At 70.8% G+C, this 17911-nt stretch carries 18 protein-coding genes; 16 read left to right on the top strand and 2 right to left on the bottom strand.

What is annotated here, in order from left to right; all coding sequences use genetic code 11:
- Positions 1-55: 55 nt before the first annotated feature.
- The 11 genes from AC0L6F_RS15790 to rhaI all read left to right on the top strand — a co-directional run bounded on the left by AC0L6F_RS15790 (position 56) and on the right by rhaI (position 12246).
- Positions 56-1294, top strand: a complete 1239-nt coding sequence (locus AC0L6F_RS15790) for a hypothetical protein (RefSeq protein WP_473538608.1) — start codon at positions 56-58, stop codon at positions 1292-1294.
- Positions 1287-2285, top strand: a complete 999-nt coding sequence (locus tag AC0L6F_RS15795) for an aldose 1-epimerase family protein (protein WP_473538609.1) — start codon at positions 1287-1289, stop codon at positions 2283-2285. Before AC0L6F_RS15790 ends, AC0L6F_RS15795 begins: the two co-directional genes overlap by 8 nt.
- Positions 2282-3787, top strand: a complete 1506-nt coding sequence (locus AC0L6F_RS15800; protein WP_473538610.1) for a sugar ABC transporter ATP-binding protein — start codon at positions 2282-2284, stop codon at positions 3785-3787. Before AC0L6F_RS15795 ends, AC0L6F_RS15800 begins: the two co-directional genes overlap by 4 nt.
- A complete protein-coding gene (locus AC0L6F_RS15805) occupies positions 3784-4812 on the top strand; it encodes an ABC transporter permease (RefSeq protein WP_473538611.1) in 1029 nt (342 codons plus the stop codon). Before AC0L6F_RS15800 ends, AC0L6F_RS15805 begins: the two co-directional genes overlap by 4 nt.
- On the top strand, positions 4809-5858 hold the full coding sequence (locus AC0L6F_RS15810) for an ABC transporter permease (RefSeq protein WP_473538612.1): 1050 nt from the start codon (positions 4809-4811) through the stop codon (positions 5856-5858). The genes AC0L6F_RS15805 and AC0L6F_RS15810 overlap by 4 nt, the downstream gene beginning before the upstream one ends.
- Positions 5859-5911: 53 nt before the next feature.
- Complete coding sequence (locus AC0L6F_RS15815; protein ID WP_473538613.1) at positions 5912-6961, top strand: rhamnose ABC transporter substrate-binding protein; 1050 nt, start codon at positions 5912-5914, stop codon at positions 6959-6961.
- A gap of 86 nt (positions 6962-7047) precedes the next feature.
- Positions 7048-8058, top strand: a complete 1011-nt coding sequence (locus tag AC0L6F_RS15820; RefSeq protein ID WP_473538614.1) for a LacI family DNA-binding transcriptional regulator — start codon at positions 7048-7050, stop codon at positions 8056-8058.
- 57 nt (positions 8059-8115) lie between these two features.
- Positions 8116-8889, top strand: coding sequence for a class II aldolase/adducin family protein (locus AC0L6F_RS15825; RefSeq protein ID WP_473538615.1), 774 nt, complete (start codon positions 8116-8118; stop codon positions 8887-8889).
- Complete coding sequence (locus AC0L6F_RS15830) at positions 8889-9581, top strand: HAD family hydrolase (protein WP_473538616.1); 693 nt, start codon at positions 8889-8891, stop codon at positions 9579-9581. Before AC0L6F_RS15825 ends, AC0L6F_RS15830 begins: the two co-directional genes overlap by 1 nt.
- 13 nt (positions 9582-9594) lie before the next feature.
- Complete coding sequence (locus AC0L6F_RS15835; RefSeq protein WP_473538617.1) at positions 9595-11031, top strand: FGGY family carbohydrate kinase; 1437 nt, start codon at positions 9595-9597, stop codon at positions 11029-11031.
- Positions 11032-11079: 48 nt separating this feature from the next.
- Positions 11080-12246, top strand: a complete 1167-nt coding sequence (gene rhaI / locus AC0L6F_RS15840; protein ID WP_473538618.1) for an L-rhamnose isomerase — start codon at positions 11080-11082, stop codon at positions 12244-12246.
- 6 nt (positions 12247-12252) lie between these two features.
- Here the strand turns inward: rhaI and paaK are convergent, their stop codons facing one another.
- Together paaK and paaI are read right to left on the bottom strand one after the other, a co-directional pair.
- Entirely contained in the window at positions 12253-13533 is a 1281-nt protein-coding gene (paaK, locus tag AC0L6F_RS15845; RefSeq protein ID WP_274637499.1) for a phenylacetate--CoA ligase PaaK, read from the bottom strand.
- The gene (gene paaI / locus AC0L6F_RS15850; protein WP_473538619.1) at positions 13526-13945 is read right to left on the bottom strand and encodes a hydroxyphenylacetyl-CoA thioesterase PaaI; all 420 of its coding nucleotides are present in this window, start codon (positions 13943-13945) and stop codon (positions 13526-13528) included. Before paaI ends, paaK begins: the two co-directional genes overlap by 8 nt.
- Before the next feature lie 90 nt (positions 13946-14035).
- Here paaI and paaA point away from each other — a divergent pair, with 90 nt between their 5' ends.
- The 5 genes from paaA to paaE all read left to right on the top strand — a co-directional run bounded on the left by paaA (position 14036) and on the right by paaE (position 17910).
- Entirely contained in the window at positions 14036-14995 is a 960-nt protein-coding gene (paaA, locus tag AC0L6F_RS15855) for a 1,2-phenylacetyl-CoA epoxidase subunit PaaA (protein WP_473538620.1), read from the top strand.
- Complete coding sequence (gene paaB / locus AC0L6F_RS15860; protein ID WP_274637500.1) at positions 14995-15300, top strand: 1,2-phenylacetyl-CoA epoxidase subunit PaaB; 306 nt, start codon at positions 14995-14997, stop codon at positions 15298-15300. Before paaA ends, paaB begins: the two co-directional genes overlap by 1 nt.
- Positions 15297-16145: a 1,2-phenylacetyl-CoA epoxidase subunit PaaC gene (paaC, locus tag AC0L6F_RS15865; protein WP_473538621.1), complete on the top strand. Its 849-nt coding sequence runs from the start codon at positions 15297-15299 to the stop codon at positions 16143-16145. Before paaB ends, paaC begins: the two co-directional genes overlap by 4 nt.
- Before the next feature lie 74 nt (positions 16146-16219).
- Positions 16220-16741 carry a 1,2-phenylacetyl-CoA epoxidase subunit PaaD gene (gene paaD, locus AC0L6F_RS15870; RefSeq protein ID WP_473540020.1) on the top strand — a complete coding sequence of 174 codons (522 nt, stop codon included), beginning with the start codon at positions 16220-16222 and terminating at the stop codon, positions 16739-16741.
- Positions 16741-17910, top strand: coding sequence for a 1,2-phenylacetyl-CoA epoxidase subunit PaaE (gene paaE, locus AC0L6F_RS15875; RefSeq protein WP_473538622.1), 1170 nt, complete (start codon positions 16741-16743; stop codon positions 17908-17910). The genes paaD and paaE overlap by 1 nt, the downstream gene beginning before the upstream one ends.
- Position 17911: the final 1 nt, after the last annotated feature.

Here is a 17911-nt window from a genome sequence, read left to right on the forward strand (position 1 = left end):
CAGCAGCGTCGCCGCGGGGCTCGTCGACGCACCGACCGCAGAAGGGCGTCACACGATGGCCGAGGCATACGACAACGTCCGCTCCACCGCGAGCGGCTTCGACCGTGCTCTGGACGCCGGCGACGGCATCGTCCGGCTGGCGCCGGCCTGGGTGCCGCGGGCGTTCTGCACCCCCGGCCGTCGCATCCGCCTGCACCCGGACGACTACTTCCCGTTCGCGCAGACCCGCGGCGGCATCGACGAGCGCTGGCTGGCGTCGACGGTGCGTGCCGACAACGGCCCGCTCACCGGACCGTGGGAGGGGCTGAGCCTGGTCGTCGACCCGGACGGCGGCCTGCTGCCGTTCGACGAGTTCGTCGCGCACCACCGGGCCGAGCTGATCGGTTCGCGGCTGCAGGACCGCTTCGGCGGGTGGACCATGTACTCGAAGTTCTACGACAATCTGCAGCCGCTGCCGTTCCACGTGCACCACAGCGACGAGAAGGCCGCGCTGGTGGACAAGGTCGGCAAGCCCGAGGCGTACTACTACTCGCCCCACATGAACAACTACACCGGCGACCAGGCGATCTCGTTCCTCGGCCTGCAGCCCGGGACCACCCGCGACCAGCTGAAGGAGCGTCTGGCCCGGTTCGCCTCCGGCGGCGACAACCGCATCACCGACTACGCGCTCGGCTACCGCACCCAGCTCGGCACGGGGTGGGACATCCCCTCCGGCGTGCTGCACGCCCCCGCCAGCATCTGCACCTACGAGCCGCAGTCCGCCAGCGACGTGTTCTGCATGTGCGAGTCGTGGAGCAACAATCGCGAGGTGCCGGAGGAGCTGCTCTGGAAGGACGTCCCGCACGAGCACCACGGCGACTACGACTTCATCCTCGATCTGCTGGACTGGGAGCGCAACGTCGATCCCGCATTCGTGGAGAACCGCTTCATGCGCCCTCGCCCGACCGCCGCCTCCGCCGCCGACGGCGGCGCGGCCTATGCGGAGAACTGGATCGTCTACCGCTCGTCCGCCTTCAGCGCCACCGAGCTGACGGTGCGTCCCGGTCAGACCGTCACGATCGCCGATCAGGACGCCTACGGCGCCATCGTCGTGCAGGGCGCCGGCGCGTTCGGCGCGCATGACGCCCAGGCCGCCACGCTGATCCGCTTCGGGCAGCTCAGCCAGGACGAGTTCTTCGTCTCGGAGCGCGCCGCCCGAGCCGGGGTCACGATCACGAACCGCAGCAGCACGGACGACCTGGTCATGCTCAAGCACTTCGGGCCGGACAACCAGGAGCTCGGTCCCGTTGGCTGATATCTTCGCAACGCCGGCCGCCGAGGCGCTGCCCCGCATCGGCTCTCTGGACCAGGTCGCCCGGGTCGACCGCTTCGTCGAAGACGACGGGCCGGCCCGTGGAGCGCGGCGGCTGCGCGTGGTCAACGGCGGCGGCCTCGAGTTCGACGTCCACCCGGATCGCGGTCTGGACATCGGCGCGGCGACGTTCCGCGGGATGCCGCTGGCCTGGCTCTCCTCGACCGGGATCACCCGGCCCGACGCCTACGAGCCGGAGGGCCGCGGCTGGCTGCGCACGTTCGGCGGCGGTCTGGTCACCACCTGCGGACTCGACAGCTTCGGCCCGCCGGCCGACGACGAGGCCGGTGTGGTGGGGATGCACGGCCGTATCGGCAGCATCCCCGCGCGGATCGGCGAGATCTCGGCCACACCCGAGCTGGTGACGGTCGCCGGTCAGGTGCGGCAGACGGCTGTGTTCCAGGAGAACCTGCTGCTGGAGCGCCGGATCACCTCGGTGGTCGGCTCCTCCTCGCTGCGCATCGACGACACCGTGACCAACGACGGCGAGGACCCCAGCCCGCACATGATCCTCTACCACGTGAACCTCGGCTGGCCGCTGATCGACGCCGGCACCACGGTCGAGATCCCCGCACGATCGGTGCACGCGCGGGATGCGGATGCCGAAGCCGGCTTCGACGAGCGCACCTGCATCGGTGCGCCCACCGCCGGCTTCCGCGAGCAGCTGTACATCCACGAGACGGGCGACGGGCCGCACCTCGCCCGCGTGGTCAATCCGGCCCGCGGGCTCACGCTCTCGCTGCGCAGCTCGGCCACGCTTCCGGCCGTCTTCCAGTGGAAGCTCACCGCCACCAAGCACTTCGTGCTCGGGCTGGAGCCGGCCAACACGGCAGAGATCCAGGGGCGGGCCGCCGCCCGCGCCCACGGCCGCCTGCCCGAGCTGCAGCCGGGCGAGAGCCGCTCCTATTCCATCGAGATCGAGGTGACCGCATGACCGAGACGCCTTTGATGCAGCTCACCGGGGTGCGCAAGTCGTTCGGCGCCGTCCGGGCCCTGATCAGCGCCGACCTGACGCTGGCACCGGGCTCCATCCACGCCCTCGTCGGCGAGAACGGGGCCGGCAAATCGACCCTGGTCAAGATCATCGGCGGCCTGTACCGGCGGGACGACGGGGAGTTCCTGCTCGAGGGGGAGAGCGTGGACTTCCGCAGCACGAGGGAGGCGAAGGAGGCGGGCATCGCGGTGATCTACCAGGAGCCCACGCTGTTCCCCGACCTCAGCGTCGCCGAGAACATCTTCGTCGGCCGTCAGCCCTACACCCGGTTCGGCGGCATCGACCGCGCGAAGATGCGCCGTGAGACCTCCGAGCTCACCCGTCGACTCGGCGTGCCGATCGATCCCGATCGCGAGGCGCGCGGACTGTCGATCGCCGACCAGCAGGTCGTCGAGATCGCCAAGTCCATCTCGATCGGCGCGAAGGTCATCATCATGGACGAACCCACCGCGGCCCTGTCCGGCATCGAGGTCGACCGGCTGATGGGCATCGCCCGCCAGCTGCGCGACGAGGGCCGCGGCCTCATCTTCATCTCGCACCGCTTCGACGAGGTGTTCGCGCTGTGCGACACCATCACCGTGATGCGTGACGGCAGCTACATCGCCACGAACCCGGTCCAGGACGTCACCGAGGACGCGATCATCCGGCAGATGGTCGGCCGCAGCGTGGAGAACCTGTTCCCGAAGGAGGAGACCACCGTCGGCGCCGCCGTGCTCCAGGTGGAGAACCTCTCCAGCCCCGGCATCTTCGAGGACGTCAGCTTCACCGTCCACTCCGGCGAGATCGTCTGCTTCGCCGGCCTGGTCGGCGCCGGCCGCAGCGAGATCGCCCGTGCCGTCTTCGGCGTCGATCGCTACGAGTCCGGAACCGTCACGATCGACGGGCGCACCGTTCCGGCGAAGAACCCGATGGCCGCGATGCGACTGGGCATGGGCTTCGTGCCGGAGGACCGCCGCAAGCAGGGTCTGGCGATGTCGGCCGGGGTGCAGTCCAACATCACGCTGGCCATCCGGGAGAGCCTGGCCAAGCTGGGCTTCATCACGTCTTCGCTGGAAGAGCCCAGCGCCCGCATGTGGGCGTCGCGGCTGCAGGTGAAGACGCACGCGCTGGACACCGAGGCATCCATGCTCTCCGGCGGCAACCAGCAGAAGGTGGTGCTCGGCAAGTGGCTGGCCACGCAGCCGAAGATCCTCATCGTGGACGAGCCGACCCGCGGGATCGACGTGGGCACGAAGGCCGAGGTGCATCGACTGCTCTCCGAACTCGCCGGCACCGGCGTGGCCGTCCTGATGATCTCGTCCGAGCTGCCCGAGGTGCTGGGAATGGCCGACCGCGTGCTCGTCGTGCGCGAGGGCCGGATCACCGCCGAGCTGCCGCGTGAGAAGGCCACGCCCGAGAACGTCATGTACGCCGCCACTCACGCGACGGAGGAAGCCGCATGAGCGTCACCCACACCGTTCCGCCGTTCGAGGCGCGACGGTCCTGGTTCCCGAAGGTGCTGCGGGCGCGTGAAGCAGGACTTGTCGTCCTCATCCTCGTCCTGATCGCCGTGACCGTCAGCATCCAGCCCAGCTTCGTCTTCTCCGCCGGCGGCTGGCGAGAGCTGCTGCGTCAGCCCACCATCCTGATCCTGGTCGCCATCGGCCAGGGGATCGTGATCATCACGCGGAACATCGACCTGTCGGTCGGGTCGGTGCTGTGCCTTTCCACCTACCTGTCCGGCTGGCTGTTCGCGAATGTGCCCGGCATCCCCATCGCGCTCGTGGTGCTGATCGGCGTGGCGCTGGGCGCCTTCCTCGGTCTGATCAACGGCGTGCTGGTGGCATTCCTGAAGGTGCCGGCGCTGGTGATCACGCTGGGCACGCTGTACGCCTACCGCGGCATCGCGATCCTGTGGATCGGACCGCACTTCATCCGCTCCAGCTGGCTGCCGCCGGAGTTCCGTCGACTGGGAACCATGTCGCTCTTCTCGATCCCGGTGCTGCTGCTGGTCGTGCTGGTCGTGGTGCTGGTGGTCGGCTGGTTCATGACCAGTCGCCGCTCCGGCCGCGATCTGTACGCGCTGGGATCCAACCCCGAGGCGGCGACCCTGTTCGGGCTCAGCGAGCGGCGCCTCACCCTGGGTGCGTTCATGGCCAGCGGTGCGCTGGCGGGCCTGGCCGGTCTGGTCTACCTCGCGATCTTCGCGACCGGCGACGCGCAGGTCGGAACCGGGTACGAGCTGCAGGCGGTCGCGGCGGCCGTGGTCGGCGGGGTGGCCATCGTCGGCGGCTCCGGCACCATCTGGGGAGTCGCCCTGGGAGCGTTCTTCCTGGCCACGATCTCCAACGCGCTGCCCGTGCTCGGAGTCCCGAGCCTGTGGCAGCAGGCGCTGGTCGGTCTGTTCATCGTCGGCGCGATCATGCTCGATCGCATTCTGTTCATCAACCGCATGAGGCGGGCTCGAAGAGGCGGGAGCCAGAAATGACCGCAGCGACGCTGACAGCCGTCCCCGACGGCTCCCGCTACGTCCGCCATGGCCGGCCGCTCTGGCGCCGCGCCCTGCTGCGGCCGGAATCGGTGATCGTGCTGGCGATCGTGCTCGTGCTGCTGATCGGCACGCTCACCGTCCCCTTCTTCGCGCAGCCGTACACGTACCAGACGATGATCCTGAACACCGCGCCGATCCTGCTGATGCTGCTGCCGTCGACGCTGGTCATCGTCACCGGCGACATCGACCTCTCGGTGGGCTCGGTGCTGGGATTCTCCAGCGCGCTGTTCGGGCTCACCTTCGCGGCGGGGGTCCCGCTCGCCCTGGCCGCCGTGATCGGCGTGGTCGCCGGCGCCGTCGTCGGGGCGGTCAACGGCCTGCTGGTCACCGTCGTCGGCCTGCCCAGCCTCGCGGTGACCATCGGCACGCTGGCCCTGTTCCGGGGCTTGGCCGTCGGGCTGCTGGGCACCACGTCGATCACCGCCTTCCCCGCCGAGGTCCCGCGCTTCCTCACCGCGCCGCTGTTCGGCCTGCCGTTCCCGGCGGTCACGATCGCGATCATCGTGCTCGCCATCGTGTTCGGGGCGCTGCTGCACTTCACCCCGTTCGGCCGCGGCGTCTTCGCGATCGGCCAGAGCCCCGAGAACGCGGCGTTCTCGGGCGTTCCGGTCAACCGCACGCGCTTCATCCTGTTCGTGCTCAGCGGCACCGTCGCCGGCGCGACCGGCGTCTACTTCACGCTGCAGTACAGCAACGCGATCGGCACGAACGGCCTCGGCTTCGAACTGCAGGTGGTCACCGCCATCGTGCTCGGCGGCGTCTCGATCTGGGGCGGCAAGGGCACCCTGTTCGGCGCCCTCGCCGGCGGCGTCCTCATCGCGGCGCTGAACAAGACCCTGCAGCTGGCCGGAATCGGCTCCGACACCATCAGCATCGTCACCGGTGTCGCCCTCATCTTCTCCGTCGTCGTGGCGAGCATCGCGGGCTTCATCTCGCGCCGTCGACGGTCGAAGGCCTCCGTGGACCCTGCGGCAGGCGCATGACCCATCCATCACGAGTACACCCTGAATCACGTTCCGCAAGGGAAGGAAAAACAATGAGGTTCACATCCCGCGGGTTCTCCCGCAAGATCGCCTTCGCGGTCGCCGCGGTCGCAGCATCCGGCATGCTGCTGGCCGGCTGCGCCGCCGGCTCCGGCGGGGGCACCGGCTCCGACGACGGCTCGAAGGGCGGTGACGCCAGCGTCACCTTCATCCCGAAGAGCCTGGGCAACAAGTACTTCGAGGCCTCCGACAAGGGGGCGGCCGCCGGCGCCAAGGAGCTCGGCCTCGGCTTCAAGGAGGAGGGCCCGACGGCGACCGGTTCGGCCGACCAGGTGCCGTTCATCCAGACCGCCATCCAGACCGGGCAGAAGGCCATCGCCATCGCGGCGAACGACCCGGCCGCCGTCTGCAACGACCTGTCCCAGGCGCAGAGCCAGGGCGTGAAGATCGTCGCGTACGACACCGACACCGACTGCCGCGACGTGTTCGTCAACCAGGCGACCGTCGACGGCATCGCCGAGGGCCTGGTCAAGCTGACCGCCGATCACCTCGGTGAGGCGGGCGGCACCATCGCCATCCTCTCCGGCGGGGCCAACGCCGCCAACCTGAACGCGTGGGTCGATGCGATCAAGGCGCTGCTGAAGAAGGACCACCCGAACATCACCGTCGCCAAGGTGGCGTACGGCGATGACCAGGACCAGAAGTCCTACCAGGAGGCCCAGGGCCTGATGCAGTCGATCCCCGACCTGAAGGCGATCATCGCGCCGGACACGGTCGCGGTGAAGGAGGCCGCGCACTACCTCGCCGACACCAAGGAGTTCCAGGGCAAGGTGTGGGTGACCGGCCTGGGTCTGCCCAGCGAGATGGCGGAGTACGTCACCAGCGGCATCGTCGAGCAGTTCGGACTGTGGAACCCCGAGGATCTCGGCTACCTCGCCGCCTATGCCGCCGACGCGCTCGTGAAGGGCGAAATCACCGGCGCCGAAGGCGACAAGTTCAAGGCCGGCAAGCTCGGTGAGTACACGGTCGGCAAGGACGGCGAGATCGTCCTCGGCCCGATGTTCGTGTTCAACAAGGACAACGTCGGAGACTTCTCCTTCTGATCCGCAGACAGCCGGGGCCCGCGACGCGCTGCGTGGCGGGCCCCGGCCGTCTCGGTGCTTCACTTGTCCCGAGGAGGGTGCAGGCCATGGTGACCATCCGCGACGTCGCAGCACGCGCCGGAGTCTCTGCGGGGACCGTGAGCAACGTGCTGAACCGGCCCGGCTACGTCGCGGCCGAGACGCGCGAACGCGTCCTCCAGGTCATCGCGGATGTCGGATTCACGCCCACTCCGCGGGCGCGCCGGTTCCGCACCGGCCGTCAGCGCACCCTCGGGCTCGCGCTGGCCGACCTCGCCAACCCGTTCTTCGTCGACATCGCCCTGGGCGCCGAGTCCGAGGCGAAGGCGCTCGGGGTGGGCGTGGTGATCATCCACAACGGCGAGGACGCCGCGCGCGAGCAGCACAATCTCGATCTTCTCGTGCAGCAGCGGGTGCACGGCATCATGATCACCCCCGTGCACGAGGAGGACGAGAAGCTCGGGCGGCTCGACGGGCGCGGCATCCCGCTGGTGTATGTCGACCGGGTCTCGCCGTCCTCCACCCGCTGCTGGGTGAAGACCGACGACGTCGCCGGCGGCCGCGTGGCCGGAGAGCATCTCGTCTCGCTCGGCCATCGCACCCTCGCCTTCGCCGGCAGCTTCGATGCCACGAGGCAGACCGATCTGCGCTTCCAGGGGTTCGCGGCCGCCGTCGGGGTCGCCGGCGCGATCCCGGAACGGCTGGCGACCGATGCCTGGGCGATCGAGGACGGACGCCGGGTGGGCGCCGTGCTCGCCGCCCGCCCGCGCAGCGCGCTGCCCACCGCCGTCATGTGCGCCAACGACCTGATCGCGGTGGGCATCCTGCTCGAGTTCGCCCGCCACGACATCCGCGTCCCCGACGACGTCTCGGTCGTCGGGTTCGACGACCTCGCCTGGGCGGCGGCCGTCTCGGTGCCGCTGACCACGGTGCGCCAGCCGCGCGCCGACCTCGGCAAGCACGCCGTGCGCATGCTGCTGGACGAGATCGACCGGTCCGACGCACACGCGCACCGGAACCTCCTGCTGGCCCCCGAGCTCGTCGTGCGCGCATCCACGGCACCACCGACCCGGCGCTGAGCGCCCCGCGGACGCCGCACGCCGACGCGGACCCCGACCCACCGAAGGAACGAACAGATGGCCACCACCTGGCAGCCCGCACTCGTCAGCGACGAACTCGTCACCCTCACGACGCGGCTGGGCGACCCGGCGAAGGATCTCGTGATCCTCGCCGAGGGCAACACCTCCCAGCGGCTGGCCGACGGCCGGATCGTCGTGAAGACGTCCGGGTCGTATATGGCCGAAGCGACGGCCGACGACTTCGTGGTCACCGAGGTCGAGCCGCTGGTCGCGATGATGGAGGACCGCTCCCGCACCCAGGAGGACCTCACGGCGCTTCTGGACGCCGGCGAGCACGACGGCGTGCGCCGGCGCGGATCCATCGAGACGCTCGTGCACGCGGCGGTGCAGTCGGTCGCGCCGACCGCCTTCGTCGCGCACACGCATCCCACCCACGTGGTCGGGCTGCTCGCCAGCGTGCACGCCGCCGGCGCGTTCGACGAATGGGTCTACTCGGACGAGGCGGTGGTGATCGGCGTGCCGCTGTTCGTCCCCTATGCGGCGCCCGGCATAGACCTCGGCCGGCTCTTCCTCCAGCGGCTGCGTGCGTACGCCGACGCGCACGGCGAGCTGCCGTCGGCGATCCTGCTCGGCAACCACGGGATGGTCGCCGTTGCCGGCACCGCGGCGGCGGCGGAGGCCATCACGCTGATGACGGTGAAGGGCGCGCGGGTGCGACTGGATGCGCTCTCGATCGGGGGCGTGCAGGGGCTGGGCGAAGACACCGTCGCCCACTACTTCGAGCGCACCGACATGGTCGAGCGCCGCAGGAACCTGGCGGGGATGGGCTGATGGCACGGCTGAAGGCGGTCTTCTGCGACGTGGGCGGGCCGATCTACGACGACGAGAACTTCGTCGCCGCAGTGCTGGTCGCCCTCGACGAGCTGCGCGCCGCCGACGGGATGCCGCCGACGGACCGCACCGCGTTCCGCATGCTCTACGATCGCAGCCGGGCCGCGCAGGGGATGTCGCTGCGGGCCGCGCTCGCCGAGCGGTTCCTCGGCTCGACCGCGCGCCGCGACGAGCTGCACGCCCGCACCCGGGAGCACTGGGTGCATCCGGAGGGGACGCTGTACCCCGACGTGATCCCGTTCCTGCAGACGCTGCGCGGACGCGTGACGGTGGGCGTCCTCGCGAACCAGGAGGAGGGCGTGGTCCGGGCGCTGGAGCGGGACGGCGTCGCGCCGTTCGTGGATGTCTGGGCGGTCTCGGCGATCGTCGGCCACGAGAAGCCGTCGCCCGAGCTGTTCCGCTGGGCGCTCGCACAGGCCGGCGCCGACCCCGGCGAGGCGGTGCACATCGGCAACCGGCTGGACACAGATGTGCGACCGGCCCAGGCGCTGGGCCTGGCCACCGTGTGGGTGCTGCGCGGCGAGGCGCCCGACGATCCCACCCCGCAGCAGCTCGCCGAGCCCGACCTGGCCGTGCGCGGCCTGGACGGCCTCGCGCCCCGGCTGTTCGAGCTGATGGCGGCGCGCGGATGACGCGGGGGATCAGATGAGCATCGTGCTCGGCATCGACCTGGCCACCGCCGAGGTCCGGGTGCAGGCCGTCGACGTGGAGTCGGGCCAGGCCGTCGCCGAACGTCGCGCCGCCCTGCCGGTGCGCGAGGTCGGTCCGGGCGGCGAGCGCGTGCAGCCCGCGGAGCATGCGACGCTGGCCCGGGCGCTGATCACCGCGGTCGCCGCCGACCTGGGCGCGCGGGCCTCCCAGGTGCGCGCGCTCTCGATCACCGGCACCTCGGGCACCGTCGTGCCCGCGGACGTCGCCGGCCGCCCGGTCGGCGATGCCGTGCTCTACGACGACCCGCGCGGCGCGGACGGGCTGCGGCGGCTCGCCGCGGCGGGATGGACCCGACGGCCGATGGGGGCGCTCGCCCGTGCGGCCTGGATGCACGCCGTCGCCCCGGCCGAGCGGTACCTGTTCACCCCCGACATCGTCGCCGCCGCCCTGGCCGGGCGGCTGCTGCCCTCGGACACGTCGCACGCGCTCAAGAGCGGCGTCGACCCGGTCACGGCGCGCTGGGACGAGGCCGCCCTCGAGCTGCTCGGCCTGCCGCGCGAGCGGATGCCCGAGCTGGTCCGGCCCGGCACGGTGATCGGCGAGGTCGCCGCCCCCGACCGCCTGGGGCTGCCGGGCGGGGTCGCCATCGTCGCCGGGATGACCGACGGGTCCACCGGCCAGATCGCCACCGGCGCGGTCGCGGTGGGCGACACGGTCGGCGTGCTGGGCACCACCCTGGTGCTCAAGGCGGTCTCACCGCACGACGTGGTCGAGTCGGCATCCGGCGTGTACTCGCACGGTGCGCCGGACGGCACGTTCTGGCCCGGGGGAGCATCCAACACGGGCGCCGGCGTGCTCCGCCACGGGCTCACCGCCGGGCTCGACCCCGCCGACGCCGCGGCCGCGATCGAGGCGCACGGTGTGTCCGGCATCATCGCCTACCCGCTGGCCCGGCCGGGGGAGCGGTTCCCGGTCGCCGACCCGGCGTTCCCTGGGTTCTGCGTCGATCGTGCCGGGCGTGCCCGCGACGCCGCGACCGCGGTCGAGCGCTTCCGCGCGGTGTACGAGGGCGTCGCCCTCGTCGAGCGGCTCGGACTGGACCGGCTGGGTGGGCTCGGCGTGCGGCTGCGGCGTCATCACGTCGCCGGCGGCGCATCAGCGAGCGCGGTGTGGAACCGGATCCGCGCCTCGGCACTGGGCCGCGAGGTGGTCGCGGTGTCGGGCGCCGGCAGCGCGCGCGGTGCGGCCGCCATCGCCGCGGCCGCCCTGGAAGCCTCCCGGCCGGGGGCCGAGGGGCTGGATGCCGTGGCGAGGCGATTCTCCGGAGTGCGCACGGTCGTCGAGCCCGACCCCGCACTTGCCGCCCGGCTGGACGAGCACTACCGGATCCTGTGCGCGCACATCCCGTCGGCATCCCGCCCCCACACCTGATTCGAATCAATCGGTCGAGACCATCGATCACCACGCAGGAGGAATCCCATGGTCCAGTTCAGCGACATCGCATCCGAGCTCGAGCGGCAGGCCATCGAGCTGCCCAGCTGGGCGTTCGGCAACTCGGGCACGCGATTCCGCGTGTTCGGCACCCCCGGCACGCCCCGCACGCCGCAGGAGAAGATCGCCGACGCCGCGCAGGTGCACGCCCACACCGCGCTGGCCCCGACGGTGGCCATCCACATCCCGTGGGACAAGGTCGACGACTACGCCGCCCTGCGCGCGTACGCGAACGACCTCGGCGTCGAGCTGGGCACGGTGAACTCCAACACGTTCCAGGACGAGGCGTACAAGTTCGGGTCGCTGGCCTCCGTCGACCCCGCCGTGCGCCGCAAGGCCATCGACCATCACCTCGAGTGCATCGACATCATGCATCAGACCGGATCGCGCGACCTGAAGATCTGGCTCGCCGACGGCACCAATTACCCCGGCCAGGGCGACATCCGCGCGCGGCAGGACTGGCTGGCCGACTCGCTGCGCGAGATCTACGACGCGCTCGGCGAACAGCAGCGGCTCGTGCTCGAGTACAAGTTCTTCGAGCCGGCGTTCTACCACACGGATGTCCCGGACTGGGGCACCTCGTACGCCCACGTCAGCGCCCTCGGCCCGAAGGCGTTCACCTGCCTGGACACCGGGCACCACGCGCCCGGGACGAACATCGAGTTCATCGTGGCGCAGCTGCTGCGACTGGGCAAGCTCGGGTCGTTCGACTTCAACTCCCGCTTCTACGCCGACGACGATCTGATCGTGGGGGCGGCCGACCCGTTCCAGCTGTTCCGCATCCTGTTCGAGGTCGTGCGCGGCGGCGGCTACGACGTCGACTCGCCGGTGGCCTTCATGCTCGACCAGTGCCACAACATCGAGGAGAAGATCGTCGGCCAGCTGCGATCCGTGCTCAACGTGCAGGAGATGACGGCCCGCGCGCTGCTGGTGGACCGGGAGGCCCTCTCGGCCGCACAGCGCGAGAACGACGTCCTGGCCGCCAACGCGATCCTGATGGACGCGTTCTACACCGACGTGCGCGCCGACCTCGCGGCGTGGCGCGAATCGCGCGGCCTGCCCGCCGATCCGATCGCCGCGTTCCAGGCGTCGGGGTATCAGGAGAAGATCGTCGCCGAACGCGTCGGCGGGGTGCAGGCCGGCTGGGGCGCCTGAGCGGCGTCAGCGCAGGTCGTACACCCGCTTGTACTTGCCCTCGCTGCGCGGCAGCGTGCCCGGCTCTTCCAGCCGCACCTCCACGGTGGTGCCGATCAGCGCCTTGACCCGCTGCCGGAGCACGTCGCCGGCGGCCAGGCAGGTCTCCCGCGTCAGGGCCGGGTCGCGCTCGACCCGCACGGTCATCGCGTCCAGCTGCCCGTTCTTGGCCAGTTCGAGCACGAAGTGCGGGGTGAGCGCCTCGATCCCCAGCACCAGCTCCTCGATCTGGGTGGGGAACAGGTTCACGCCGCGCAGGATGATGAGGTCGTCGTCGCGTCCGGTGATCTTCTGGATGCGCCGCATGCCGGGCCGCGCCGTGCCCGGCAGCAGCCGGGTGAGGTCCTTGGTGCGATACCGGATGACGGGGAAGGCCTCCTTGGTCAGCGAGGTGAACACCAGTTCGCCCAGGGCGCCGTCGGCGACCGGCTGCATCGTCTCGGGGTCGATCGTCTCGGGCAGGAAGTGGTCCTCCCACACGTGCGGGCCGTCCTTGGTCTGCACGCACTCGTTCGCCACGCCCGGGCCCATCACCTCGCTCAGACCGTAGATGTCCACCGCATCCAGGTCGAGGCGGCGCTCGATCTCGGCGCGCAGCTCGTCGGTCCACGGCTCGGCGCCCAGCACCGCGATCTTCAGCGAGCTGGTCCGCGGGTCGATCCCCGCCTCCTGCATCGCATCCGCGATGGTCAGCAGATAGCTCGGGGTGCAGGTGATCACCTCGGGCTCGAAGTCGCGGATCAGCTGCACCTGGCGCGCCGTCTGCCCGCCCGAGACCGGGATCACCGTCGCCCCCAGCATCGCCGCGCCGTCGTGCAGCCCGAGGCCGCCGGTGAAAAGGCCGTAGCCGTACGCGTTGTGGACCTTCATGCCCGGCCGCACCCCGGCCGCCCGCAGCGAGCGGGCCACCAGCTGTGCCCAGCGCTGCAGGTCGCCCTCGGTGTAGCCGACGACGGTGGGCCGGCCGGTGGTGCCGGACGAGGCGTGGATGCGGCGGACCTGGCTCATCGGGACGGCGAACATGCCGAACGGATAGGTGCGGCGCAGGTCGTCCTTCGTGGTGAACGGAAGGCGGCGGACGTCGCCGAGTTCCCGGATGTCGTCGGGGCGGATGCCGGCGGCGTCGAACTTCTCCCGGTACAGCGGCACGTTCTCGTACGCGTGGCGCGCCGTCCACTGCAGCCGCCGCAGCTGGAGGTCCTCGAGCTCGTCCCGGCTCATCCGCTCCTCGACGTCCAGGTCATCCATGCGCGTCCTCCTGGATCGTCCGGTTCGTGGTCAGCGACCGCCCGCGGAACTCGGCCACGACGTCCCCGGTATCGTCCCGGACGGTCACGTCGTACAGTCCGTTGCGGCCGCTGACGACCCGGCGCACGGCGGTCGCGGTCAGCGTCTGCCCGGCGCGGGTGGACTTGAGGAACGTGATGTCGGCGCCCGCGGCCACGGTCACCCGCTCATCCTCGTTGCAGGCGATCGCGAACGCCGTGTCGGCGAGCGCGAACACCAGCCCGCCGTGGGTGATCTCGAACCCGTTGGTCATGTCCTCGCGCACGGGCATCGACACCACCGCGTGCCCGGGCTCGTCGTGCTCCACCCGCAGTCCCAGGGCGGCGGCGGCCCGATCTCGCTGCATCATCGGCCGGACCGCGGCATCCGTCATCATGGCTCCTTCGCCGGGCGCCGTCGCACCCGCCGTCGAGTATGTCATAATTACTGAACGAGCGGTAGGTAATTACCGGAGGTGTCGACGATGACCATGGCCGTTTCCCCCGATGTCGATGAGCAGCAGGCGTTCGACGAGCTCATCGCGCAGGATGCGCGGATCGAGCCGCGGGACTGGATGCCGGAGGCGTACCGGAAGACGCTGATCCGCCAGATCTCCCAGCATGCGCACTCCGAGATCATCGGCATGCAGCCCGAGGGCAACTGGATCACGCGCGCACCCAGCCTGAAGCGCAAGGCCATCCTGATGGCGAAGGTGCAGGACGAGGCCGGCCACGGGCTGTATCTGTACTCCGCCGCGCAGACCCTGGGCATCACCCGCGAGGAGATGACCGAGCAGCTCATCGACGGCAAGGCGAAGTATTCGTCGATCTTCAACTACCCGACGCCGACGTGGGCCGACATGGGCGCGATCGGCTGGCTCGTGGACGGTGCCGCGATCGTCAATCAGGTGCCGCTGTGCCGCTGCTCGTACGGTCCGTACGGGCGGGCGATGGTCCGCGTCTGCAAGGAGGAGTCGTTCCACCAGCGGCAGGGCTTCGAGATCCTGCTCGCCCTCATGCAGGGCACCGCCGCGCAGCGGGCGATGGCACAGGATGCCGTGGACCGCTGGTACTGGCCGAGCCTGATGATGTTCGGCCCGCCGGACGAGGAATCGCCGAACTCGGCGCGATCGATGGCCTGGAAGATCAAGCGGTTCGGCAACGACGAGCTGCGGCAGCGGTTCGTCGGGATGCTGGTGCCGCAGGCCGAGGTGCTCGGCGTGACCCTTCCCGACCCCGAGCTGCGGTGGAACGAACAGGCCGGGCAGTACGACATGAGCCCCATCGACTGGGACGAGTTCACCGAAGTGCTGTCCGGCCGCGGGCCGATGAACGCCGTGCGCATCCAGAACCGCCGCACCGCGCACGAGGACGGCGCCTGGGTGCGCGAGGCGGCCGCCGAGTACGCCCGCAAGCAGGCGCTGCGCGAACGCGAGGTGGCGTGATGGCCACCGCGGGCTCGGCCGGCACCGAGATCTGGCCGCTGTGGGAGGTGTTCGTGCGCGCCGGGCGCGGCCTGAGCCACGTGCACGTCGGGTCGCTGCACGCATCCGATGCCGAACTGGCCGTGCGCAACGCGCGCGACCTGTACACCCGGCGCAGCGAAGGCGTGTCGATCTGGGTGGTGCCGTCCGACGCGATCACCACCAGCGACCCCGATTCGAAGGGCGCGTTCTTCGAGAGCCCCGCCGGCAAGAACTTTCGGCACGCGACGTACTACACCGCGTCGGAGGGGGTGCCGCACCTATGACCGGCTCGTCGCAGACCTCGCACTCCGGCGCGACCCGCGCCGTGCACATCTCGGTCGACGAGCTCGAGCTGTCGGCCGAGCTGGCCGGCGAGACCGGGCGAGTGGCAACCGCGGATGTCGCGGAGTACGCGCTGTGGCTGGGCGACGACGCGCTGATCCTGGCGCAGCGGCTGGGCGCGTGGATCGCGCACGCGCCCGAGCTCGAAGAAGACGTCGCCCTCGCGAACATCGGGCTCGACCTGCTCGGGCACGCGCGCGGCCTGCTGCGCTACGCGGGCACGGCCGACGGGCGCAGCGAAGACGACCTGGCGTACCTGCGCGACGAGGGCGAGTTTCGCAGCGCGTGGCTGTTCGAGCAGCCCAACGGCGACTTCGCGCACACGATCGCACGTCAGCTGGCGGCATCCGCGTACCAGTTCGAGCTGTACACGCGCCTCGTCGACTCGGCCGACCCGGTGCTGGCCGCCGTCGCAGGCAAGGCCGTGAAGGAGGTCGACTACCATCGCGACCACGCCATCAAGTGGACGCTGCGGCTGGCCGGCGGCACCGACGAGTCACGGCGGCGGATGCTGGTGGCAGTGGCCGATGTCTGGCCGTACGTCGACGAGCTGTTCCGCGACGAGCCGCTGATCGACCGGCTGGACGGCGTCGCGGTGCGGCCCTCGACCCTGCGCGAGCCGTTCGACGCCGTGATCGGCGCGGTGTTCGCCGAGGCCGAGCTCACCGTGCCGACCCGGTTCGACTCATCGGCCGGCGGCCGGCACGGCGCGCACTTCGAGGCGATGGGGCACCTGCTCGCCGAGATGCAGGTGCTGGCCCGCCGGCATCCGGGGGCGACATGGTGACCGCACTCGTTCAGGAGCGGCCGCTGCAGCCGACCCGGCAAGAGGCGCTCGAGGCCGTGCTCGGCCCCTGGGCCCTGTCGGCCCGCGGCGCAGGGGCGGGCGCGACGCCCGCGTCCGGCACCGACGCAGAACACGCGTGGGCCGCCGCGGCCACGGTGTGCGACCCCGAACTGCTGGTGCTCAGCATCGCCGACCTCGGTGTGCTGCGCGCCGTGCGCGTCGACGATGGCGCCGTGACCGTCGACATCACTCCGACGTACTCCGGCTGCCCGATGATGGACGTCATGGCGCGCGACGTGGCTGCCGCCGTGCGCGCGGCCGGGTTCGCCGATGTGGCGGTGCACACCGTGCTGCACCCGGCGTGGACGACCGAGTGGCTCAGCGCCGACGGCAGGCGCAAGCTCGAGGATTTCGGCATCGCGCCGCCCACCGGCATCCGTCCCACCGAGCCCGTGCTCGGCGGCCTGCACGTGCGGTGCCCGCACTGCCGGTCGCTGAACACCCGTGAGACGTCGCGGTTCAGCTCCACGTCGTGCAAGGCGCTGTACGAGTGCCGGGCCTGCGGCGAGCCGTTCGACTACTTCAAGGCGCACTGATGGCGGCCACCGAATCGGCCGATGCGCACAAGGTCGCGAGATCGTTCCTGGCCAGCGCCGTGGGCGGCCCGAAGCCGCGGCACCGCGGACGCTTTCACACCCTGAAAGTCGCCGAGGTGCGGCCGCTGACCGATGACGCCGTCGAGGTGACGTTCGCCGTGCCCGACGAGCTGCACGACGACTACGGCTACCTCGCCGGCCAGCATGTCGCGCTGCGGCTGCACCTGGACGGGCAGGAGCTGCGCCGGTCGTACTCGCTGTGCCGGCCGCCCGAGGCAGGCGCCCTCAGCGTCGCGATCAAGCGCGACCTGGGCGGCAGGTTCTCGACGTGGGCGCAGACCGAGCTGCACCCCGGCGACGAGCTCGATGTGATGAGCCCGCAGGGCACGTTCATCACCCGCCTCGAAGACCTCGACGGCCGGCACCTGGTCGGCATCGCGGCGGGCAGCGGCATCACGCCGCTGATGGCGCTGGCCACCGCGGTGCTCGAGCGCTCGGCGACATCGCGGTTCACGCTGGTGTACACGAACCGGTCGCGCTCCGACGTGATGTTCCTCGACGACCTCGCCGACCTGAAAGACCGCTACCCGTCCCGGCTGGCGCTGCACCACGTGCTCTCCCGCGAGCAGCGCACCGCGCCGCTGCTGAGCGGTCGCATCGACGAGGCGAAGCTGCGCACCATGCTCGACGTGCTGATCCGGCCGGCCACCGTGGACGAATGGTTCCTGTGCGGGCCGTTCGACCTGGTGCAGCTGTGCCGCGACACGCTCATCGGTGTGGGCGTGGACCGCACGCACATCCGCCACGAGCTGTTCACCACCGGCGAGCCCGGCCAGGCACCCGTCGGCAGCGTCGGGCGCCGAGTGACCGTGGTGCCCGACGAGCCGGTGTGCCACATCCGATTCACCCTCGACGGACAGTCCGCGGATGTCGACAGCCCGGCAAGCGCGCACGAAACGGTTCTTAACGCGGCGCTGCGGGTGCGTGCAGACGTGCCGTACGCGTGCGCGGGCGGCGTGTGCGGCACCTGCCGCGCGCGGCTGCTCGAGGGCGACGTGCGGATGACGGAGAACTACGCGCTCGAGCCGGACGAGCTCGAGCGCGGGTACATCCTGACCTGCCAGTCCCATCCCACCACCGAGTCCGTCGTCGTCGACTACGACGTGTGAG

Source organism: Microbacterium sp. G2-16M, assembly GCF_055809115.1.

Bases quoted from the DNA above. Each gene is read 5' to 3' on its own strand.
- paaE (WP_473538622.1), top strand. From the start codon at position 16,741: ATGGCGGCCACCGAATCGGCCGATGCGCACAAGGTCGCGAGATCGTTC.
- AC0L6F_RS15790 (WP_473538608.1), top strand. From the start codon at position 56: ATGGCCGAGGCATACGACAACGTCCGCTCCACCGCGAGCGGCTTCGAC.
- AC0L6F_RS15810 (WP_473538612.1), top strand. From the start codon at position 4,809: ATGACCGCAGCGACGCTGACAGCCGTCCCCGACGGCTCCCGCTACGTC.
- AC0L6F_RS15830 (WP_473538616.1), top strand. From the start codon at position 8,889: ATGGCACGGCTGAAGGCGGTCTTCTGCGACGTGGGCGGGCCGATCTAC.
- paaK (WP_274637499.1), bottom strand. From the start codon at position 13,533: ATGGATGACCTGGACGTCGAGGAGCGGATGAGCCGGGACGAGCTCGAG.
- rhaI (WP_473538618.1), top strand. From the start codon at position 11,080: ATGGTCCAGTTCAGCGACATCGCATCCGAGCTCGAGCGGCAGGCCATC.
- AC0L6F_RS15835 (WP_473538617.1), top strand. From the start codon at position 9,595: ATGAGCATCGTGCTCGGCATCGACCTGGCCACCGCCGAGGTCCGGGTG.
- AC0L6F_RS15820 (WP_473538614.1), top strand. From the start codon at position 7,048: ATGGTGACCATCCGCGACGTCGCAGCACGCGCCGGAGTCTCTGCGGGG.
- paaA (WP_473538620.1), top strand. From the start codon at position 14,036: ATGACCATGGCCGTTTCCCCCGATGTCGATGAGCAGCAGGCGTTCGAC.
- AC0L6F_RS15805 (WP_473538611.1), top strand. From the start codon at position 3,784: ATGAGCGTCACCCACACCGTTCCGCCGTTCGAGGCGCGACGGTCCTGG.
- AC0L6F_RS15815 (WP_473538613.1), top strand. From the start codon at position 5,912: ATGAGGTTCACATCCCGCGGGTTCTCCCGCAAGATCGCCTTCGCGGTC.
- AC0L6F_RS15825 (WP_473538615.1), top strand. From the start codon at position 8,116: ATGGCCACCACCTGGCAGCCCGCACTCGTCAGCGACGAACTCGTCACC.
- paaC (WP_473538621.1), top strand. From the start codon at position 15,297: ATGACCGGCTCGTCGCAGACCTCGCACTCCGGCGCGACCCGCGCCGTG.
- AC0L6F_RS15800 (WP_473538610.1), top strand. From the start codon at position 2,282: ATGACCGAGACGCCTTTGATGCAGCTCACCGGGGTGCGCAAGTCGTTC.
- paaI (WP_473538619.1), bottom strand. From the start codon at position 13,945: ATGACGGATGCCGCGGTCCGGCCGATGATGCAGCGAGATCGGGCCGCC.
- paaB (WP_274637500.1), top strand. From the start codon at position 14,995: ATGGCCACCGCGGGCTCGGCCGGCACCGAGATCTGGCCGCTGTGGGAG.